The 22,658-nt window shown below is 40.8% G+C and carries 17 protein-coding genes and 2 rRNA genes; 15 read left to right on the forward strand and 4 right to left on the reverse strand.

Features of this window, described 5'->3' with window-relative positions; all coding sequences use genetic code 11:
- Positions 1–1,169 (forward strand): 23S ribosomal RNA (locus tag GWI68_RS06170); the annotation flags it as partial.
- 116 nt (positions 1,170–1,285) lie between these two features.
- Positions 1,286–1,401 (forward strand): 5S ribosomal RNA (rrf, locus tag GWI68_RS06175).
- Between the two features lie 136 nt (positions 1,402–1,537).
- On the opposite strand, the gene GWI68_RS06180 is transcribed toward rrf, so the two are convergent.
- Complete coding sequence (locus tag GWI68_RS06180) at positions 1,538–2,197, reverse strand: GntR family transcriptional regulator (protein ID WP_166539708.1); 660 nt, start codon at positions 2,195–2,197, stop codon at positions 1,538–1,540.
- Positions 2,198–2,664: 467 nt separating this feature from the next.
- On the opposite strand from GWI68_RS06180, the gene GWI68_RS06185 reads away from it, so the two are divergent.
- The 7 genes from GWI68_RS06185 (at position 2,665) to GWI68_RS06215 (ending at position 10,212) form a co-directional block, all read left to right on the forward strand.
- Positions 2,665–3,915, forward strand: coding sequence for an NRAMP family divalent metal transporter (locus GWI68_RS06185; protein ID WP_166539709.1), 1,251 nt, complete (start codon positions 2,665–2,667; stop codon positions 3,913–3,915).
- 13 nt (positions 3,916–3,928) lie between these two features.
- Positions 3,929–4,714, forward strand: a complete 786-nt coding sequence (locus tag GWI68_RS06190) for a 5-oxoprolinase subunit PxpA (protein WP_166539710.1) — start codon at positions 3,929–3,931, stop codon at positions 4,712–4,714.
- Between the two features lie 2 nt (positions 4,715–4,716).
- Complete coding sequence (locus GWI68_RS06195) at positions 4,717–5,523, forward strand: putative hydro-lyase (protein ID WP_166539711.1); 807 nt, start codon at positions 4,717–4,719, stop codon at positions 5,521–5,523.
- A gap of 14 nt (positions 5,524–5,537) precedes the next feature.
- Positions 5,538–7,115, forward strand: a complete 1,578-nt coding sequence (locus GWI68_RS06200) for a 5-oxoprolinase/urea amidolyase family protein (protein ID WP_166539712.1) — start codon at positions 5,538–5,540, stop codon at positions 7,113–7,115.
- A 16-nt stretch (positions 7,116–7,131) separates the two neighbouring features.
- Positions 7,132–8,877, forward strand: a complete 1,746-nt coding sequence (locus GWI68_RS06205; RefSeq protein WP_166539713.1) for a biotin carboxylase N-terminal domain-containing protein — start codon at positions 7,132–7,134, stop codon at positions 8,875–8,877.
- 203 nt (positions 8,878–9,080) lie between these two features.
- Positions 9,081–9,878, forward strand: coding sequence for a sulfite exporter TauE/SafE family protein (locus GWI68_RS06210; protein WP_166539714.1), 798 nt, complete (start codon positions 9,081–9,083; stop codon positions 9,876–9,878).
- Positions 9,879–9,981: 103 nt separating this feature from the next.
- Positions 9,982–10,212 (forward strand): hypothetical protein, encoded by a 231-nt coding sequence (locus GWI68_RS06215; protein ID WP_072063842.1) that lies wholly within the window; start codon positions 9,982–9,984, stop codon positions 10,210–10,212.
- 38 nt (positions 10,213–10,250) lie between these two features.
- Here GWI68_RS06215 and GWI68_RS06220 read toward each other — a convergent pair whose 3' ends face one another.
- A complete protein-coding gene (locus GWI68_RS06220) occupies positions 10,251–10,691 on the reverse strand; it encodes a PACE efflux transporter (RefSeq protein ID WP_109409190.1) in 441 nt (146 codons plus the stop codon).
- Positions 10,692–10,802: 111 nt separating this feature from the next.
- Here GWI68_RS06220 and GWI68_RS06225 point away from each other — a divergent pair, with 111 nt between their 5' ends.
- Entirely contained in the window at positions 10,803–11,705 is a 903-nt protein-coding gene (locus tag GWI68_RS06225; protein WP_166539715.1) for a LysR family transcriptional regulator, read from the forward strand.
- On the opposite strand, the gene narL is transcribed toward GWI68_RS06225, so the two are convergent.
- Together narL and narX are read right to left on the reverse strand one after the other, a co-directional pair.
- Positions 11,702–12,355 (reverse strand): two-component system response regulator NarL, encoded by a 654-nt coding sequence (gene narL, locus GWI68_RS06230; RefSeq protein WP_082239485.1) that lies wholly within the window; start codon positions 12,353–12,355, stop codon positions 11,702–11,704. The two genes, GWI68_RS06225 and narL, sit on opposite strands and share 4 nt — an antisense overlap.
- A 25-nt stretch (positions 12,356–12,380) precedes the next feature.
- Entirely contained in the window at positions 12,381–14,186 is a 1,806-nt protein-coding gene (narX, locus tag GWI68_RS06235) for a nitrate/nitrite two-component system sensor histidine kinase NarX (protein WP_109409192.1), read from the reverse strand.
- Between the two features lie 296 nt (positions 14,187–14,482).
- Between narX and GWI68_RS06240 the strand changes: the two genes are divergently transcribed.
- From GWI68_RS06240 to narI, 5 genes are read left to right on the forward strand one after another with little or no spacing between them, the layout of a single operon-like run.
- Positions 14,483–15,877 (forward strand): NarK family nitrate/nitrite MFS transporter, encoded by a 1,395-nt coding sequence (locus GWI68_RS06240; RefSeq protein WP_166539716.1) that lies wholly within the window; start codon positions 14,483–14,485, stop codon positions 15,875–15,877.
- A 52-nt stretch (positions 15,878–15,929) separates the two neighbouring features.
- Positions 15,930–19,691 carry a nitrate reductase subunit alpha gene (locus GWI68_RS06245; protein ID WP_166539717.1) on the forward strand — a complete coding sequence of 1,254 codons (3,762 nt, stop codon included), beginning with the start codon at positions 15,930–15,932 and terminating at the stop codon, positions 19,689–19,691.
- Entirely contained in the window at positions 19,691–21,244 is a 1,554-nt protein-coding gene (gene narH / locus GWI68_RS06250; RefSeq protein ID WP_166539718.1) for a nitrate reductase subunit beta, read from the forward strand. The genes GWI68_RS06245 and narH overlap by 1 nt, the downstream gene beginning before the upstream one ends.
- On the forward strand, positions 21,244–21,969 hold the full coding sequence (narJ, locus tag GWI68_RS06255; RefSeq protein WP_166539737.1) for a nitrate reductase molybdenum cofactor assembly chaperone: 726 nt from the start codon (positions 21,244–21,246) through the stop codon (positions 21,967–21,969). The genes narH and narJ overlap by 1 nt, the downstream gene beginning before the upstream one ends.
- A complete protein-coding gene (gene narI, locus GWI68_RS06260) occupies positions 21,966–22,643 on the forward strand; it encodes a respiratory nitrate reductase subunit gamma (RefSeq protein ID WP_109409196.1) in 678 nt (225 codons plus the stop codon). Before narJ ends, narI begins: the two co-directional genes overlap by 4 nt.
- Positions 22,644–22,658: the final 15 nt, after the last annotated feature.

The following is a 22,658-nucleotide window of genomic DNA, read 5'->3' on the forward strand; positions in this document are numbered from 1 at the left end:
GAGCCGAAGCCAGTCGAAGATACCAGCTGGCTGCAACTGTTTATTAAAAACACAGCACTGTGCAAACACGAAAGTGGACGTATACGGTGTGACGCCTGCCCGGTGCTGGAAGGTTAATTGATGGGGTTATCCTTAGGGAGAAGCTCTTGATCGAAGCCCCAGTAAACGGCGGCCGTAACTATAACGGTCCTAAGGTAGCGAAATTCCTTGTCGGGTAAGTTCCGACCTGCACGAATGGCGTAATGATGGCCAGGCTGTCTCCACCCGAGACTCAGTGAAATTGAACTCGCTGTGAAGATGCAGTGTACCCGCGGCAAGACGGAAAGACCCCGTGAACCTTTACTATAGCTTGACACTGAACATTGAGCCTTGATGTGTAGGATAGGTGGGAGACTATGAAATGTGGACGCCAGTCTGCATGGAGTCAACCTTGAAATACCACCCTTTAACGTTTGATGTTCTAACCTAGGTCCATAATCTGGATCGGGGACCGTGTCTGGTGGGTAGTTTGACTGGGGCGGTCTCCTCCTAAAGAGTAACGGAGGAGCACGAAGGTTGGCTAAGCATGGTCGGACATCATGCGGTTAGTGCAAAGGCATAAGCCAGCTTGACTGTGAGAGTGACGGCTCGAGCAGGTACGAAAGTAGGTCTTAGTGATCCGGTGGTTCTGAATGGAAGGGCCATCGCTCAACGGATAAAAGGTACTCCGGGGATAACAGGCTGATACCGCCCAAGAGTTCATATCGACGGCGGTGTTTGGCACCTCGATGTCGGCTCATCACATCCTGGGGCTGAAGTAGGTCCCAAGGGTATGGCTGTTCGCCATTTAAAGTGGTACGCGAGCTGGGTTTAGAACGTCGTGAGACAGTTCGGTCCCTATCTGCCGTGGGCGTTGGAAGATTGAGAGGGGTTGCTCCTAGTACGAGAGGACCGGAGTGAACGCACCACTGGTGTTCGGGTTGTCATGCCAATGGCATTGCCCGGTAGCTAAGTGCGGAAGAGATAACCGCTGAAAGCATCTAAGCGGGAAACTTGCCTCGAGATGAGTCTTCCCTGTCACCTTGAGTGACCTAAAGGAACGTTTAAGACTAAGACGTTGATAGGCTGGGTGTGTAAGCGTAGCGATACGTTGAGCTAACCAGTACTAATGAACCGTGAGGCTTAACCTGACAACACCGAAGGTGTTTTGTCTGAGAGACGAAGAGTAGATGAAGTAAGCTTGTTTAAGATTGAAATTGCTGGTTATGACGAGAAATCGGAGTAACGGGTGATTAAACAGAATTTGCTTGGCGGCCATAGCGCAACGGTCCCACCTGATCCCATGCCGAACTCAGAAGTGAAACGTTGTAGCGCCGATGGTAGTGTGGGGTCTCCCCATGTGAGAGTAGGGAACTGCCAGGCATTAAATAAGACGAGAAAGCCAACCCAATGGGTTGGCTTTTTTGCGTTTAGAGTTTTTAAATCGAATAATAATGAAAAATCACGCTATCGTTATTTAGATGCCCCAATATAGGGCATTTTATTATTAATTGAATAATTAACAAAAATTATGACGAGAAAAAGCAGCTAGCACAGTCCTTTCTGAAATTTCCAAATAGTCTTCCATTGCCATCGCCGCTTCTTGCGCTTTGCCATCCATTAACAGCATTAAAATCTGTTCATTTTTCTCAATATAAGGTGCATGTAGCAATTGAGGATCATTTAATAAGCCGAATGCTAAGCGTAATTCAGCTAAAATAAGCTGGTATTGCTTAAATAATCTGGGACTATCAGAAAGCTCAGCGATAGCGGTATGAAAATGCATGTTACAGGTTCCGACACCACTCCAATCTTGTTGTTCTTGAAACTTTTTTGCTTGATCGACACTATCTTGCATTCTAATAATGGCAGGGTGCATAGGATAAGAATGTCGCAGAGCATCACATTCAATTAATCGTCTTACACGATAAATATCCATGATACTTGCCATATCTGGCACTGAAACAAAAACACCACGATTAGGTTTATAAGTTAACAGCCCTTCTTGAGTTAATACACGAAAAACCTCTCTCAAGGTATTACGAGATATCTCTAGCGTTTCACTTAATGCGGTTTCTGAAAGTCTTTCACCAGGAGGTAATTCTCCGATAGTGATTTTTTGCCGAATAATATTGGCAACTTTTTGAGAAAGAATTTGTGGCGATGTTTTTTTCTGCATTATCTTCTGCTATTAGCTTAATAGAAACATCTATTCTATCAGTGAGCTTTACAATATATAACCTCTATTGTCGCTGTATGTTGCACTTATCACTCTCTACAATATTGCTTTCAGTTTGTTTTTATTAAAAAAATTGATTTTTTCTTTATTAATTTTTAATACTCAAATTTATTTTTCTTCATTTATATGCACTATTTTTGTGCATCTTATCTTTTTATGCTTCATTCCCGTGCATTTTTGATACGAATAAATTACCTACAATTGTCAATAAAATGTTAAAAATGCGATCTTCTTTGCACTTTTATCATCCTATATTTAAATCTATTTGCTTATTTATTCATCTATTATTATTAATTGTTCAACAATCTAATATCAGCTGATTAACAATCAGATATTCATGCTCAACAATGGCATGCAAATTGCCTTAGTAATAATAATTAAAATAATGATGATAAAGGGGGTAGCTTATGGCTACACAAGATTCTGCAAATACAGCTCCAACTTCGTTTATAAAAAGTAGACGTTCTTCTTTGATTGCCGCTATTTTTTTAATGGCAACCTCAGCAATTGGTCCTGGTTTTATTACGCAAACTGCAACCTTTACGGCGACAATGGGTGCCGCATTTGCGTTTGGGATCTTAGCGTCGATTGTGATTGATTTTATTGTGCAACAAAGTATTTGGCGAGTGATCACGGTAACCAATATGCGCGCTTCGGATATTGCCAACAAAGCTATCCCGGGAAGTGGCTATTTGCTGGCGATATTAGTTATCTTCGGTGGTTTAGTTTTTAACGTTGGTAATATTGCAGGTGCAGGATTAGGGCTTAATGCGATGGTTGGGCTAGATCCTAAATGGGGTGGGATCTTAAGTGCATTACTTGCGATCTATATTTTCTCTTCACGCAAAGCCAGTAACTTTATTGATCGTATGATTATTATTCTTGGTATGGTCATGATCTTACTCACTGTTTTTGTCATGTTTGCTTCTAATCCACCGATTGGTGAAGCATTAAGACAAACGGTTTTACCTGACTCTATTAATTTTGCCACAATTACCACAATTGTGGGTGGAACAGTAGGGGGTTATATCTGTTATGCAGGTGCTCATCGCCTTCTTGATAAGGGAACGACGGGTATTGAGAATATTGAAGCCGTATCGAGCGCTGCAACAAAAGGTATCTTAGTTGTTGGATTGATGCGCTACATTTTATTCCTTGCCATTTTAGGTGTTGTAGCTAGTGGTGTAACATTAGATATTTCTAGCCATGCTGCAAACCCTGCTTCACAAGCATTTCAACATGCTGCGGGTTTAACTGGGTTACGTATCTTTGGTCTTATCTTATGGGCAGCCGCTCTTACTAGTGTTATTGGTGCTGCTTATACCTCTATGTCATTTATCACTGTGTTTAAAAAAGGGATCACTGAGCGCCAGCGTAATATCGCAACCATTATCTTTATTGCTGTTTCATTAGCTATTTATATGATGATGGGAACAGCGCCCGCTGCTTTATTAGTCTTTGCCGGTGGTTTTAATGGTCTAATTTTACCTATTGGTATGACACTGTTTATTTTTGTTGCATGGCGTCGTCAAGACTTAATGAATGGCTATAAATACCCAGCATGGCTGTTATGGTCAGGCATTTTAGTCTGTGTACTGACTTGGTATATGGGCATCATGTCAGTAGGTGCGATTTTCAACTACCTCAATATTGCTTAAAGGAATAATAACAATGATAAATACCATCGATTTAAACAGTGATTTAGGTGAAAGCTTCGGTCAATGGACAATGGGCAATGATGATGCGGTACTTGAAATAGTCAGTAGTGCCAATATTGCCTGTGGTTTTCATGCTGGCTCCCCTGATGGAATTTTAAGAACATTAAAAGCGGCAAAACTGCATAATGTCTCGATTGGAGCTCATGTTGCTTATCCTGATTTAGTGGGTTTTGGTCGTCGTAATATGGACATTGCCAGTGATGAATTAACCGCTGATGTGATTTATCAAATTGGTGCTTTGCAAGGGTTAGCTAAAGCAGTAGGTTTGAGCGTGACTTATGTTAAGCCTCATGGTGCACTCTATAACACAATTGCACATGATAAACGCCAAGCGCTTGCGGTTATTGAGGCGATACTTGCTGTAGATCCTCAATTGGTATTAGTTGCTTTAGCAGGATCACCCTTGATTACTTTTGCTAAAGAAAAAGGGCTTCGTGTAATAGCCGAAGCCTTTGCAGACAGAGCTTATCACGCTGATGGCACTCTGGTTTCTCGTAAAAAAGAGGGCGCAGTTTTATATGATCCGGAACGTGTTGCACAACGTATGTTACAACTTGTACAAGAAGGTGGTATTGAGTCTATAGAAGGTATTTTTACTGCTATAGATGCAGATTCTATTTGTGTTCATGGTGATAGTCCTGATGCAGTCAATTTAGCCAAAAGTGTAAAAAAAACTTTAATAAATCATGGCGTTGTAATTAAACCATTTGCGCCTGCTTTACTGAAAAGTGAGGGGTAAATATGACAAATTTAATGAAAGCAGCTGCTGATGCAATCGCCAAAGCACAAGAGGCTCGATTAGCAATTCGTCATGGTTTAGCTATGCCAACAGCAGGTATGGCAAAAGGAATGACACAAGCAAATATGATTAGTTTGCCTCGTGATTGGGCATTCGACTTCTTACTTTATGCACAACGTAATCCTAAAAGTTGTCCTATCTTAGATGTTTGCGAATCAGGTAGTTATCGTACTGTTTTAGCGAAAGACGCCGATCTGCGTACCGACATTCCTCTTTATCGTGTTTGGGAAAATGGCAAATTAACGGATGAAATTACAGATGCTAGAGCCATATGGGCACAACACCCTGATCTCGTGACATTTCTTATTGGTTGTAGTTTCACTTTTGAAACGCCGATGTTAGAAGCGGGTATTGAAATCCGACACATCACGGATAACTGCAATGTTCCGATGTATAAAACCAATCGCTTATGTCGTCCAGCAGGGCGATTAGAAGGCGAGTTAGTTGTCTCAATGCGTCCTATTCCTTCTGATAGAATTGCTGATGCTGTAATGATCAGTGGTCGCTTTCCTTCGGTACATGGTGCTCCCGTGCATATTGGTTCACCTGAAGCTCTGGGTATTAAAGATATTATGTCGCCAGATTTTGGTTCACCAGTGAGAATTGAAGACGGCGAGATCCCCGTGTTTTGGGCTTGTGGTGTGACCCCACAAGCGGCGGTGATGCGCTCAGGTGTTCCTTTTGCACTTAGCCATGCTCCAGGGCATATGTTTATTACCGATGTGCCCGATGCAGCTTATCACGTATAAGGGAGGAAGATACTTTGCGCTTTTTACCCGTTAACTTATCTCATTTACTTGTCGAGCTTTCTTCTTTAAAAGAGACGCTCGCATTGTATGAATCTGTTAAACAAGCAGATATTGCTGCTATTGAAGATATTGTACCTGCAGCGAAAACGCTCTTAATTCACTATACGCCATGGCTAATCACGGCTGAAGAACTTGTTGTTCAGCTCCGACAATTAGAAATCAAAGCACTATCGGCACGTCAAACACAGTCATTAACGATCCCTGTTCATTACCAAGGGGAAGATCTTAGTGAAGTGGCTGAATTATTAGGCATAACCATAAATGATGTGATCCGCAGACATACTGAACAAACCTATCAAGTTGCATTCACCGGTTTCGCTCCAGGGTTTGCTTATCTGATCGCTGATGAAACCCAGCTCTATGTACCTCGTCGTAAAACTCCTCGTACACGGATCCCTGCTGGCTCTGTCGGATTAGCCGGTGAATTTAGTGGTGTATATCCACAACAAAGTCCTGGCGGTTGGCAGTTAATCGGAACTACGGAAATAAAAATGTGGGATCTATCACGCAAACAACCTGCCTTTTTATTGCCGGGAAATGAAGTGCATTTTATTGATGCACAAAAAGTACCAATAACAGTTTCATTACCTGAAAAAAAATCGGCAGTAGCTTCTCCTATCTCATTAAATGATAAAGGCTTATATGTCATTTCGGCAGGATTACAGACATTATTTCAAGATGAAGGACGAATTGGTGCTGCATCAATGGGGGTTTCCGCTTCTGGTGCACTAGATAAACCCGCTTTACATGCGGCTAATCGTTTGGTGGGGAATCCGACAACTTTCGTAGCACTTGAGATAACTCAAGGTGGATTAACACTTAAAGCGCGACAAGATTGTGTTATTGCCTTAACTGGGGCGGATTGTTCTATTTTATTAAAACCTGAGTCAGGAGTGAGTGAATATCTATCAAGCTATCAACCAATAGATGTTCGTTGTGGTGATGAAATTATTTTAGGGATACCAACAACAGGGGTGCGTAGCTATCTTGCTGTGAGAGGTGGGTTTGAATTACCTAAAGTTTTAGGTAGTCATGCTTTTGATACTTTAGCCCAAATTGGGCCTAGTGCATTGCAAGAAGGAGATGTACTTCACCTTAATAACGAAAGCATATCAAACCGTATTATTGTTGAGGAACAACCAATATTAACACTGCCAAAACAAGGAGATATCGTCACTCTTGATATTGTTTTAGGTCCTCGTACTGACTGGTTTACTGTGGATGCAATAAAGACGCTAACCTCTCAATTGTGGCAAGTCACACCACAATCTAATCGTATTGGTTTACGTTTACTAGGCGAAACGCCCCTTGCGCGAGAGCAACAACAAGAATTATCAAGTGAAGGCACCTGTATTGGTGCAATACAAGTACCAATTAATGGGCAGCCTGTTTTGTTTCTTAACGATCACCCATTAACAGGAGGCTATCCTGTTATTGGTGCTGTCGCTGAATATCACTTACCACTTGCAGGGCAGATCCCTGTTAACGCTAAAATTCGTTTTAATCCAATTACCGAATTTCAAGAATATTGATAGGAGAATGCCACTCATGACAACAATTAACCAAAAACAACGAGTGAAGCATCGAGTACTTATTGCAAACCGAGGCGAAATTGCGGTTCGTATCATTCGTGCTTGTCAGGATTATGGTGCTACTTCAATTGCTATTTATGCGAATGATGATATTGATGCACTGCATGTTCGTCTTGCTGATGAAGCTTATGGACTCAATGGTAATTTACCGAAAGAAAGCTATTTAGATATCAACAAAATTATTGATATTGCTAGTAAAGCTAAAGCAACGATGATCCATCCAGGCTATGGTTTTCTTTCAGAGCGTGCAGATTTTGCAAAAGCGGTACAAGAAGCCGGATTTATTTGGGTAGGGCCAAATTCTGAAACGATTGAGGTACTTGGCGATAAAGTGAAAGCGCGTAAAATTGCACAGTCAGTTGGTGCTCCTTTAGTTAATGGTACTGCTGATCCTGTTAATAATGCTAAAGAAGTATTAGATTTTGCCAAGCAATATGGTTTACCTGTTGCGATTAAAGCTGCTTTTGGTGGTGGTGGGCGAGGCTTAAAAATTGCCCATAAAATGGAAGAAATTGAAGAGCTTTATCATTCCGCAGTACGAGAAGCTGTCACCGCATTTGGACGTGGCGAATGTTATGTTGAGCAATTTCTAGATAAACCTCGCCATATTGAAGCACAAATTATCGCAGACAAACTGGGCAATGTTGTTGTTGTCGGAACACGAGATTGTTCGCTACAGCGACGTAATCAAAAGCTGATTGAAGAAGCACCTGCACCTTATTTGACAGACGAACAACGTGAACGTATTCACCAGTCAGCTAAAGATATTTGTGCTAAAGCGGGCTATATCGGGGCTGGTACAGTTGAATTTTTATTAAGTGCAAATGGCACTATCTCATTTCTGGAAGTAAATACTCGTCTACAAGTAGAACATCCAGTGACGGAAGAAACCGCAGGTATTGATTTAGTTATCGAGCAGTTACGTATTGCTGAAGGTTTGCCACTCAGTATTGATAAAACACCTGTCCCGCGTGGCCACTCTTTTGAATTTAGGATCAATGCGGAAGATCCCACCAAAGGTTTTTTACCGACACCAGGTTTAATTACGCATTTTTCTCAGCCTTCAGGCCCCGGTGTGCGAGTTGATAGTGGTGTTGCTGAGAATAATCAGGTTTCACGCCAATTCGATTCAATGATGGCCAAACTGATAGTGACGGGTGCAACTCGCGAACAAGCTATTGCTCGTGCTCGTCGAGCATTATCGGAATTTAAAATAGAAGGCGTGGCAAGTGTATTACCTTTCCATTGTGAAATGATGGAACACACCGATTTTACTGAAGATTTTAAGGTACATACTCGTTGGATTGAAACTGATTTTCAGGCAAAAAATATTCATTTCCCTCGTAGTACACCAGCAAAAAATGAAGAGCTAGTTCGTACCTTTATTGAAATTGATGGTCGTCGTCATGAACTCGCTTTGCCTGCTCAATTACTGTCACTTTCTGCGGTAATACCAACAGTTGTTAGTGCTAATCATGAGAAAGAAGAGAATGAAAAAGCGGTGATAGCGCCAATCTCTGGCGTATTACATAGCTGGATCTTATCTGATGGTGATAAAGTCAAAGAAGGTGATGTTATTGCTATTATGGAAGCGATGAAAATGGAAGTTCAGGTGATCGCATCTCGTGATGGGGTATTACAGCAAAAAGCGAAAACAGGCGATTATTTTTCAGCAGAAACCGTTTTGGCTGAAATAAATTAAGAGTGTTAAATAACTAATATACTGATTAATAAGAATAATAACTGCCTTTAATCTTAGCCCTTGAATATGAGTAAATTCCGTATTAAAGGGCTTTTTTATAATAACTTTATTTATATATCCATTTGTTATATCTAATTCCTTTTGGTTATAAGTTATTTTGCCTATAATCTAGGCTCGCTAAATTATCAGCAAAAGGAAATAGGATGTTACTCGTCTCACAACTGCTTATCGGCGCTGCAATAGGGTTAGTTATTACAACGACCGGAGTTGGCGGAGGCGTTATTTTATTGCCTGTTCTTATTTATCTTTTTGGAATGAATGCATTAGCGGCTGTGGCAACGGCTAATTTGTTATCTATGCTAATGAAACTCTCGTCTTCTTATATCCATTTTCGTTTAGGTAATATTCCATTAAAACCCGCATTATTAATTTTGACGATCATGTTTCCTGCAACTTTTTTAGCGAGTTATGGGGTGACGTGGTTGGGATCGCAACCTCAATATTACGATCGTGTTGAATCTGGTATTAATATTTTAATGATCGTTGCCATCGTATTTTCATTGATCTTGTTTTTACAACGGATGATAAGAAGATCAACAGGTTCAGATCCTTTAATTTCTTTGCCACCATCTTCATCTGTTACTTTTTCTTCCTTATTTGTACCAGGAATGAGTGCAGGGTTTGTGCTTGGAGCGACGGGAGTTGGAGGTGGATTAGTGGTATTGCCTGTATTAATGCGTTTTGCACAAATGGGGATTAAGGAGGCGATTGGTACCTCTATTTTTATTACCACCATTCTTTCGGGTGGCTCAGCTATCGCTTATAGTGCTGGTGGTTATACCGATGTTCACACGGCACTTATTCTCTGTTTAGGATCATTACTTTCTATTCCGCTAGCACGCTATCTTTTAGTGTATTTATCAGAGCGTTTTTTCCAATACTTAACACTGTCTTTTATTCTGATCAGCATCATTATGATGAGTTGGAAGTTAATAAATTAACTTAATGTAAGATCGAGTGAGTCAATTTTTCTCTTATTACCTTTCGTTAGACTAAACTAATCTATCATCATGAGATTAACTTTTAAGAATAAGTAGAAACGAGATGAACATTAAAATAGGTGATGAATTTTTAGTTTATATGGCGCTAGGTGAAGAAAGCTATATGAAAGAATATTATCGTGTTGTTGAGTTAGATACTCAACTTTCTCAAGTAACAGGTAAGTTACTCAAAAGAACAACGGCTGATGATAAAAATATTGGTTTAGGTCGTTGTGAATTAGAGGGTGGTATTGAGCAATTTGCATTAGAAGATATCTATCCTGTTAAAGAGTGATCTTAATTGCAGATCACTCTTCTTAATTCGTTTGTCGTTTAGGCTACTGGCGCATTTTCAGGTAGTGCAGATGTTGGTAAACCGAATACTTTGTCAAATACCCAGTTATAAACGAAAGTATAACAAGGGATAATGATGATCAGCGCAAAATCCATAACTAATGCCTGCCATAACGAAACATTAAGCCACCAGGCAATTAATGGGATTAAATAGAGTACCAGTGTTAGCTGAAATCCAATAGCATGTACAATACGACGTCTAAAAGTTCGAATTCTTGAAATCTGCCGACTTTCCCAAAATTCAAACATACAGTTATAAATAAAATTCCAACTCACCGCGATTGTTGTTATCACAAGTGCTAATGGGCCCGTTACTGCTGTTGAGCTATCAGCCAAAAGAGCAAGTCCAACGGATGAAATAACCCACCCAAAGATCTCATAAGCTGTCACGTAGACAATTTTTCGTTTGATACCTTGCATTGTACTCTCTTTTTTCTGTGGATTAGTGTTGTTAAGCATCGTAAGATAAATCAGCAAGAATGACAGAAAAAGTCAGCTAGTATCAATTTAACTGAAACATCAGGAGTGAACATGCAGTTTTCAAGTGAACATATTGCGATATTTTTAGCCGTGATGGATAAGGGATCTTTTTCTGCGGCAGCACGTTCATTAAAACGCGTTCCTTCTGCAGTTAGTATGGCGATTGCCAATATGGAAGCTGAATTAGGTTATGCACTTTTTGAGCGCTCATCACGAGAGCCTCAGCCAACCGAAAAAGCCAAAGCACTTGAGCCTCATGCCAGAATGATCGCAGAGCAATTAAAATTATTACAAGTGCATGCACAAGAGCTTTCAATGGATCTCGAAAGTGTCTTAAATATTGGTGTTGCAGCTGATATTAATCCTGATTATTTATTACCTGCGTTATCTGAATTAACGCAACGTTATCCATTACTTAATGTGAATGTGATAACCGCGGCACAAGATGACATTATTGAGATGTTACATTCGCATAAAATTCAATTATGCCTAGTCTATGGGGGATTATATGTGAATGGTGATGAGCAGTTTCAATATCTTGGCTCTGAGTCATTGGTGGCAACGATATCTGCAAGCCATATTGCATTAGCCCACCCTTCTGGCGTATTTATTGAGGATTTAGTGAATGTTCGCCAAATTATGATCGCAAGTCACACCAAAGAGTTGAGGGATGAGCGCTCATTAGTGGCTACAAATTATTGGCAAACGGATAGTTTTCAAATGGCATTAGGTATGGTTGAAGCGGGAATGGGATGGGGTAATTTGCCATATTCGTTGATTTATACTCAATTGCAAAAAGGTAAATTAAAACAACTTCAGTTTAAAAATACGAAAAATGAGTTGCGATTGCCTATTCATGCCATGTGGTTAAAAGGGGAGTCGTTACAAAAAGGGGCAAAAGAGTTAGTTGAGCTGATGAGTTCTCATCAGCCCATTGTACCTAATTTTGATTAATCGACACGTTGTTGATGAACCCAAACGGCAACTTCTACGCGAGATTTTAGCTTCATCTTTTTCAGTAAATGTTTAACGTGTACTTTGACAGTACTTTCTGTGATATCAAGTTTACGTGCGATCATTTTATTGGATAGCCCTTGCGCTATTAGTTTTAAAATATCACGTTCACGCGGGGTGAGCTGTTCAATATCACGCTCACCTTCAGAACGATCTTCACGTAATGATTCCGCTAAAATCGGTGTTAATGCAGGACTGACAACCATTTTTCCGGCCGCCGCTTGTTTAAGTGCTGCAAGCAATTCTTCAGGCTCCATATCTTTTAAAAGATAGCCATCAGCACCGCGTTTTAACGCCGTCACTAAATCATCGCTGTAGTTTGATACACTAAACACAACGATCCTTCCTGATAATGACTTTAATCTCAACTGATCAAGTGTTTCAAAACCATTCATTCCTGGCATATTCAGATCCAGCAAAATTAAATCTGGATCTAATTCTTCTGCGAGTTTCACGCCTTGAATACCATCACCCGCCTCCCCAACGACAGTTAATGTTGTATCAAGACTTAAGAGTTGCTTTACGCCATTGCGTAGCATTGGGTGATCATCAATGAGTAAAATTGTCGCTTTTTCTGTGGGTGATCCCATGTTATTCATTACGACTTGCTCCATGTTATACAGGGTCTTTATGAGTAGTGATTAATGGAAATTTAACAAGCACTTGAGTACCGCCCTGTTCACGTACTTTTATAGTATAAGAGCCATTTAAGCTATTTGCGCGTTCACGCATAATAATAAGGCCATAGTGATTTAATTTTTCAGGGTTAGGACTAATTCCTTCACCATTATCGTTAATTTTTAATTCAATAATGCCATTATTAAGAGATAAAGAGACTTCAGCCCAGTTGGCATTAGCATGCTGTAATATATTATTCAATGCTTCACGTACAATTTGAACCACATGAATACTCTGATGTGAATTCACACATTTTGCAGGCAATTGATAGTCAAAATTAATAGCAAACCCAAGTCGCTGATTAAATTCATTCAATGTACTTTCTAATGCCGCTAATAATCCCGGCTCAGTAAGTTTTAAACGAAATGTAGTTAACAATTCTCTTAGCTGGCGATAAGCCACGTTAAGCTCTTCTCGCATCTCTTTGAGTAATTTTTGGCAATTATCCGGTAAGGTTTCTGACTGCATTTGCAAATAACTGACTTGCATTTTTAAACATGAAAGTGATTGTGCGATAGAGTCATGCAATTCACGGGCAATAGCAGAGCGTTCATCCATGAGTAAAAGCTGTTGTTGTTGCTCATTTTGTTGTTCCATTGCCAGCATGGCGGAGATTTGTTTTGTCAGTAATAACATTAAATTATTCTGCTCGTCAGTCAGGACTGTGTGTTCGGGTAGTTGCATAACAAATAACCCATAACGATGGATCTGATCAGCTAATTCCCAATGCAATAGTTCACTGCGTAATGGAATAGTGGCTGAAACCGTTTCATCACAGCGCTCACATTGTTGATCTGGGCAATGCTCAGGACGTGAGTGCGGTTCTAAACTGATTTCATTAAATAATGTGTGATGATTATCCTCATATAAACGTATCTGCAAATAGGTATCAGGAATAATTTGTTGAAGTTCAAATAGTATCTGTCTTAATCGAGCGCAAAGAGGGGCAGGGGAGTGTAATTGCTGGCTTGAATGATAAAGGTAAGAGAGTACTTTGTTTTTCTGTTGTAAGTCGTGCGTTTTTTCGACCACTCTTTTTTCTAATTCGCTATATAGCGTTGAAAGCTCTTCTGACATGGTATTGAGTGCAATACCTAATGTTGCAATTTCATCATGATGAGCACGTTGATGGAAGCGGGCTGAAAAATTACCATGACCAATTGAATTCGCCATTTGCATTAATTGTTGCCAAGGATGCAATAAACGGCGGCGGAAATGCCAGACAGAGCCAAATAACAGTAAGAGTGTCAGTGCGGTAAATATAAGCTGAGTGTAAGCTACCAGCCTTATTTTTTGTTCTGTTAACTGATCTATGCTTAATACTAGTTTGTCTAATTGAGAAACAAACAAGGCGACTTCTTGTTTTGCATCATCTCGTTGTTGTGCATAGAGCAAGGTTGGTTTTAAGGTTTCTTTCCAATATGTATTTAACTGGGCATATTGTGATTGTAATGATGCATTACTCAGGACTTGGAGTAACTCATTGCTGTCTAAATCGGTTTCTAATTCATGAAGGTAATAACGATGCTGTTCATCTAGAGGTAAAGCAGATAGTAAGCGATAGCTTTGCATCCGTAGCGATCCAGATTTATTAATCGCATGAGCATTACCTTGTACACTCAAAATAATATGGTTAGAAATCGCCATTCCTACCACACCCAATAGAGTGAAAAGTAACATTAATATCGCTATTTGATTAATAATTGAAAAACGGTAGTGCCATTGGATTTTATGCGTGCTCATCATTTTTTTCCAAGTTGATTCCGTCGCTATCTTGCCTTAAAAAGGTATCAAATGTCATATACTACTAAAGTATTACCTCTAAATAGCTGGTAAGGGTAATTTCACCTCTAAATTATTGTGTTTTCTATTTAACCTTATAATTTGTAATGACAAATCAGGAATAACCCTATTAATACTTAGGTGTAAACAACCACTTTAGCTTAAAAATCAAACAAATGTTTGCTTGATACAGATCATGACTTATTAACAATTCTAATCGTAAAAAGGTGCCAATCTAACCGTTAATCGAGGTTGTTATGGCACTCACTCAACACCCAGAAAAAATGAGAAAAGGGGTGATCGAAGATTGGCATCCTGAAGATAAAGCTTTTTGGGAAAAGACTGGTCAAAAGATCGCTTCACGCAATTTATGGATTTCTGTTCCTTGTTTACTTTTATCGTTCTGTGTATGGATGCTTTTTAGTGCGGTTGCAGTAAATTTGAACAAAGTAGGTTTTAACTTTACCACAGATCAGTTGTTTATGCTGACTGCACTGCCTTCAGTCTCAGGTGCTATATTACGCGTTCCTTATTCTTTTGTTATTCCTATTTTTGGCGGTCGTCGCTGGACAGCAATCAGTACCGTATTTTTGATTATTCCTTGTCTCTGGCTGGGTTTTGCGGTGCAAGATACAACAACGTCTTACGCAACCTTTATTGCTATTTCACTGTTATGTGGTTTTGCTGGAGCAAACTTTGCATCCAGTATGGCAAACATCAGCTTTTTCTTTCCTAAAGCACGTCAAGGTGGGGCATTAGGATTAAATGGTGGATTAGGCAATCTGGGTGTCAGCGTTATGCAGTTGGTTGCACCATTAGTGATTGGCGTTGGCGTATTTGCTATGTTTAGTGGTCCGGGTGTTGTTCAGCCAGATGGTTCACGTTTATGGTTAGAAAATGCTGCATGGATTTGGGTTCCTTTCTTATTTATTCTGACATTTGCAGCATGGTTTGGTATGAACGACCTTGCAGCTAATAAAGCCTCTTTAAGCCAGCAATTACCTGTTTTAAAACGGGGTCACCTCTGGCTATTAAGCATTTTATACCTGTGCTCTTTTGGTTCATTTATTGGTTTCTCTGCGGGTTTTGCGATGTTATCTAAAACCCAATTCCCAGATATCGTTATTTTGCATTATGCCTTCTTTGGACCTTTATTAGGTGCTTTAGCTCGTCCTGTAGGTGGCGCTTTGTCTGATAAATTCGGGGGTATTAGAGTCACGCTGATTAACTTTATCATCATGGCAATTTTCTCTGCTCTACTCTTCTTAACACTACCTGAAAACGGTGCTGGTGGCTCATTTATCGCATTCTATGGCGTCTTTATGGTGCTGTTTTTAACTGCAGGTTTAGGTAGCGGTTCTACATTCCAAATGATTGCAGTGGTGTTTAGAAAAATCACTGTTGATCGCATGAAAGCACAAGGCGCTTGCGATGAAGCTGCTCAAAAAGAAGCGGTGACAGAAAGTGCTGCGGCGCTTGGTTTTATCTCTGCAATTGGTGCAATTGGTGGCTTCTTTATTCCTAAAGCCTTTGGCACATCGCTTGCAATGACTGGCTCACCTGCCGGAGCCATGAAAATCTTTGTTCTATTTTATATCGCCTGCGTCTTGATCACTTGGTTGGTCTATGGACGTAAACACAATAAACAATAATGACGAATTATACGCAATGTGAGAGCGCTCGCGCGCATTGGGAGAGTATCTGATGAGTAAGTTTCTCGATAGATTCCGCTATTTTAAACAGCTTGGCGATACCTTTTCAAAGGATCATGGCCAAGAATTAAATGTTAATCGTGACTGGGAAGATGGTTATCGTAGTCGTTGGCAACATGACAAAATTGTCCGTTCCACTCATGGTGTTAACTGTACAGGCTCATGTAGCTGGAAAATTTATGTCAAAAATGGGTTAGTAACTTGGGAAACCCAACAAACGGACTACCCGCGTACACGCCCTGATTTACCCGATCATGAGCCTCGTGGTTGTCCTCGTGGTGCAAGTTATTCATGGTATTTATACAGCGCGAATCGCGTTAAATATCCCATGGTACGTAAACGCTTAATTAAATTATGGCGTGAAGCGAAAGCACAACACAGTGATCCTGTCGATGCTTGGGCTTCAATTATTAGCTCACCAGAAAAAACTAAAAGCTATAAACAAGCGCGTGGACGTGGTGGTTTTGTTCGTTCTTCATGGTCTGAAGTAAATGAAATTATTGCTGCTTCTAACGTATTTACCGCTAAAGAATATGGTCCTGATCGTATTATCGGCTTTTCGCCAATTCCAGCAATGTCGATGGTGTCATACGCTGCGGGTGCGCGTTATTTATCACTTATTGGCGGGGCATGTTTAAGTTTTTACGATTGGTATTGCGACTTACCACCAGCATCACCAATGACATGGGGTGAGCAAACAGACGTTCCTGAATCGGCAGACTGGTATAACTCATCTTACCTGATTGCCTGGGGCTCTAACGTACCGCAAACACGTACTCCAGATGCCCACTTCTTTACAGAAGTTCGCTACAAAGGAACAAAAACCGTAGCGGTAACACCTGATTATGCTGAAATCGCTAAACTGTGTGACCAATGGTTAAATCCAAAACAAGGTACTGATAGCGCAATGGCAATGGCGATGGGACACGTTATTCTTAACGAATTCCACGTTAAACGCCAAACAGAATACTTTAGTAACTACGTGCGCACTTACACTGACATGCCAATGTTAGTGATGTTAGATAAACATGATTCTGGCAATTTAGTTGCGGGTCGCATGTTACGAGCTTCTGATTTAGTGAACAATCTCGATCAGGAGAAAAACCCAGAGTGGAAAACCATTGCTATTGATGAGAAAACACAGCAACTGATTGCTCCTCAAGGTTCTATGGGCTTTCGTTGGGAAGGCGCTGCTAAATGGAATCTTGAGCCCAAAGACGGTAAGAGTGGTGAAGAAGTCACTTTACAATTAGGGCTTTTAGAGAACCACGATGATGTTGTTGACGTTGCATTTCCTTACTTTGGTGGCATCAAGAGCGAATACTTTGAAGGTGTTGCCCTTGATGATGTAATTGTTCATAAACTGCCTACTAAGCGTATTACACTTGCGAACGGTGAAGAAAAATACGTTACAACCGTCTATGACTTGCTATTAGCAAACTACGGTATTGATCGTGGTTTAAATGATGAAAATTGCGCATCAAATTACGATGAAATCAAAGCATATTCACCAGCATGGGCTGAAAAAGTGACAGGTGTAGGCCGTCAAGATATCACCCGTATTGCGCGTGAATTTGCAGATAATGCAGAAAAAACACATGGTCGTTCTATGGTGATTGTGGGAGCCGGTATTAACCACTGGTATCACATGGATATGACCTATCGTGGCATTATTAATATGCTGATTTTCTGTGGTTGCGTCGGTCAAAGTGGTGGTGGCTGGGCACATTATGTTGGACAAGAAAAATTACGACCACAAACAGGTTGGTTGCCTTTAGCTTTTGGTCTTGATTGGCAACGTCCGCCTCGCCATATGAACAGTACGTCATTTTTCTATAATCACTCCAGTCAGTGGCGTTATGAAACCGTATCACCAACAGAGTTGTTATCGCCACTAGCGGATAAATCACGCTTTAGTGGTAGCTTGGTTGATATGAATGTGCGTTCAGAACGCATGGGATGGTTACCATCGGCGCCTCAATTAAATTTAAACCCTCTGTCTATTGCGAAAAAAGCTCAAGAGGCAGGTGTTAGTGCCGCTGATTACACCGTTAATGCATTGAAATCAGGTGAAATTCGTTTTGCTTCAGAGCAACCTGATAATCCACAAAACTTCCCACGTAATTTATTTATCTGGCGCTCTAACTTATTAGGTTCGGCGGGTAAAGGACATGAGTATTTACTGAAATACTTGCTGGGAACCGAAAACGGATTACAAGGTAAAGATTTAGGCGAGCAAGGCCAAGTTAAGCCACAAGAAGTGGAATGGCAAGATAACGGTGGTGAAGGTAAAGTTGATTTAGTGGTGACTTTAGACTTCCGTATGTCAAGTACCTGTCTTTTCTCAGATATCGTTTTACCAACTGCAACATGGTATGAGAAAGATGATATGAATACGTCGGATATGCATCCCTTTATTCACCCATTAACGGCCGCGGTTGATCCTGCTTGGGAGTCTAAAACAGATTGGGAAATCTATAAAGGTATCGCTAAAACCTTCTCTAAATTATGTGTAGGTCATTTAGGGGTTGAAACGGATTTAGTGACATTGCCTATTCAGCATGACTCTGCCGCTGAAATGGCACAGCCTTTCGATGTGAAAGATTGGAAAAAAGGTGAATGTGACCTTATTCCGGGTAAAACAGCACCACACCTTATTCCTGTTGAACGTGATTATCCAAATACCTATGCTCGCTTTACCTCACTTGGCCCTCTGATGGATAAATTGGGTAATGGTGGTAAAGGGATCAGTTGGAATACGCAAACAGAAGTCGATTTCCTGAAAAAACTCAATCGTGTCCGTCATGATGGTGTGGCAAAAGGGCGTCCAGCAATTGAAACCGCGATTGATGCAGCCGAAGTTATTCTTTCTTTAGCACCTGAAACTAACGGTCAAGTGGCTGTAAAAGCGTGGGATGCATTAAGTAAAGTGACAGGACGCGATCACACTCATTTAGCCAAAGTGAAAGAAGACGAGAAAATTCGTTTCCGCGATATTGTTGCTCAGCCTCGTAAGATTATCTCAAGCCCAACATGGTCTGGTCTTGAAGATGAGCATGTCTCTTATAACGCCTGTTATACCAATGTTCACGAGATGATCCCTTGGCGTACGTTAAGTGGTCGCCAGCAGTTGTATCAAGATCACGAGTGGATGCGTGCTTATGGTGAAAGTTTAGTGGTCTATCGTCCACCTATTGATACTAAAGCGATTGATGCGGTTAAAGGTAAAAAACCAAATGGTTTCCCTGAGAAAGCGCTGAATTTCCTAACTCCTCACCAAAAATGGGGTATTCACTCAACCTATAGCGATAACTTACTCATGTTAACGCTAGGTCGTGGTGGCCCTGTAGTGTGGCTGAGTGAAGATGATGCCAAAGAGATGGGAATTAGCGATAACGATTGGGTTGAAGCGTACAACAGTAATGGTGCGTTAACGGCAAGAGCCATTGTCAGTCAACGTATTCCTGATGGCATGATTTATATGTATCACGCACAAGAGCGCCAAATAAACCTACCAGGATCTGAAATAACCGGAATGCGAGGTGGTATTCACAACTCAGTGACGCGTGTTTGCCCTAAACCAACCCATATGATTGGTGGTTACGCTCAATTGGCTTATAGCTTTAACTATTACGGCACTGTGGGCTCTAACCGTGATGAGTTTGTTGTGGTGCGTAAAATGAAACAGATTGATTGGCTTGATGGTGAAGGTGATGCTTATCAACAGACCCTGAATGGACAGGAGAAGGCATAATGAAAATTCGTTCACAAGTCGGTATGGTACTGAACCTCGACAAATGTATCGGTTGCCATACCTGTTCAGTAACCTGTAAAAATGTTTGGACTAGCCGTGAAGGTGTTGAATACGCATGGTTCAATAACGTTGAAACAAAACCAGGTACAGGGTATCCCCAAAATTGGGAAGACCAAGAGAAGTGGAAAGGTGGCTGGATCAAAAATATCAAAGGTAAATTAGTACCAAGAATGGGTAACCGTGTTGGTCTATTATCTAAAATTTTTGCCAACCCAGATGTTCCAGCATTGGACGATTACTATGAGCCGTTTGATTATGACTATGAGCATTTAAAAAATGCACCAGAAGGCTCATTACCGACAGCACGTCCTCGTTCACTGATCACCGGTCAGCGCATGACCAAAATCGAAAAAGGCCCAAACTGGGAAGACGATTTAGGGGGGGAATTTAGCAAACGTGCAGCGGACAAAAACTTCGCCAATATGCAAAAAGAGATGTACGGGCAGTTTGAAAATACATTCATGATGTATTTACCTCGTTTATGTGAACACTGCTTAAATCCTGCTTGTGTGGCGACATGTCCAAGTGGTGCAATTTATAAACGTGCTGAAGACGGTATTGTACTTATCGACCAAGATAAATGCCGTGGATGGCGTATGTGTTTAACTGGGTGTCCATATAAAAAAATCTATTTCAACTGGAAAAGTGGTAAGTCAGAAAAATGTATTTTCTGCTATCCACGTATTGAAGCCGGTCAGCCAACACTGTGCTCAGAAACCTGTGTAGGGCGTATCCGTTATCTGGGGGTAATGCTGTATGACGCAGATAAAATCTCACAAGCTGCCAGTGCGGATAATGAAAAAGATTTATACCAAAGCCAGTTAGATATCTTCTTAGATCCCTTCGATCCTGAAGTGATTGCAGCAGCTGAAGAGCAAGGTATTCCGTTAAGTGTGATTGATGCAGCACAACGTTCACCTGTTTACAAAATGGCAGTGGATTGGAAGCTGGCATTACCACTACACCCTGAATATCGCACCTTACCAATGGTTTGGTATGTGCCACCTTTGTCACCTATTCAGTCAGCTGCGGATGCGGGGGTGTTACCTCATACTGGTGTATTGCCTGATGTAGAAAGCTTACGTATTCCTGTTCAGTATTTAGCTAACTTATTGACAGCTGGTGACACTACACCTGTGTTATTAGCATTAAAACGCATGCTCGCGATGCGTCATTACAAACGTGCTGAAACCGTAGAAGGAAAAACAGATTTAAGTGCGTTAGAGCAAGTCGGCTTGACTGAAGCACAGGCGCAAGAGATGTACCGCTATCTTGCTATTGCAAATTATGAAGATCGCTTTGTTATTCCATCAAGCCATCGAGAACTTGCAAGAGAAGCTTTCCCAGAACGTAATGGTTGTGGTTTTAGCTTTGGTGATGGTTGCCATGGTAGTGATAGCAAATTTAATTTGTTTAATAGTCATCGCATTGATGCGATTGATATCACTTCAAGAACACCTCAGGATGAACGTCGTTCAGAGGAGAAAATATGATGATCTCTCTGAAAGTTATTTCTCATCTTTTAGATTATCCCACACAAGAATTATGGGATAACCGTGGCGAGCTTATTGATGCATTACAGGAGGCCGATGAGCTTCCTGTGACTCAAGTTGCAAAATTGATGGCATTTATTCACACATTAACGCAACAAGAGTTATTAGATGCACAATCTAACTACAGTGAACTTTTTGATAGAGGTCGAGCACGCTCACTGTTGTTATTTGAACATGTTCATGGTGAATCTCGCGATCGCGGTCAGGCAATGGTTGATCTGTTAAATCAATATCAACAAGCGGGGATCACATTAAGTAGCCGTGAACTCCCAGACTATTTGCCTACTTACCTTGAGTATTTAACACTTTTACCGACCACAGAGTGTATAGAAGGGCTAAACAATATTGCGCCTATTTTGGCCCTGTTAGGTGAGCGTTTAAAACAGCGAGGCAGTGATTATCACGCTCTCTTTGATGTATTGCTTTGTCTTTCACAAAGCGGATTAGAAGCATCACAACTCACTGCTCAAGTAGAAAAAGAGCCTTTAGATGATACCCCTGCGGCGTTAGATGCGGTATGGGAAGAAGAACAAGTGACGTTCCTTGGAGAAGGTACGCAATGTGGCAGTAGCAATATTAGCCAACATCAGCGTCGTTTTGCACAAGAGACGGCAGTTCAATATCTCAATGTGGGGAATTCGTTGGATACGGGAGCACAAAAATGAATTACATCAATATGTTATTTTTTGATATCTATCCCTATATTGCTGGTGCCGTTTTTATTATCGGTAGCTGGTTACGCTATGATTATGGTCAATACACTTGGCGTGCAGGTTCTAGCCAGATGCTAGACAAGAAAAATATGCGATTGGCATCTAACTTATTCCACGTTGGGATCATCGGTATTTTTGCTGGTCATTTTCTGGGAATGTTAACACCACATTGGATGTATGAATCTTTTTTACCGATTGAATATAAGCAAATTATGGCGATGGTAGGCGGTGGTACTTGTGGTGTGTTAATGCTGGTGGGGGGCGTGATGTTATTAAAACGCCGTTTAACCAATCCACGAGTGAGAGCCACATCTTCATTTGGTGACATTATGATTTTAACGCTACTGGTTATTCAAGTGGCATTAGGTCTACTAACAATTCCGTTCTCAGCACAACATATGGATGGTAGTGAAATGATGAAGCTGGTGGCATGGGCACAATCTATTGTGACATTCCATGGTGGTGCTTCAGCAAATCTTGAAGGTGTTGCATGGGTATTTAAATTGCACATTTTCTTAGGAATGACGATTTTCTTATTATTCCCATTCTGTCGATTAGTCCATATTTGGAGCGTACCTGTTGAGTACTTAACTCGTCGCTATCAAATTGTGCGTAATCGTCATTAATGAATGATCTATCTC

Source organism: Proteus sp. G2669 (genome assembly GCF_009915245.1).
Lineage (GTDB): Bacteria > Pseudomonadota > Gammaproteobacteria > Enterobacterales > Enterobacteriaceae > Proteus.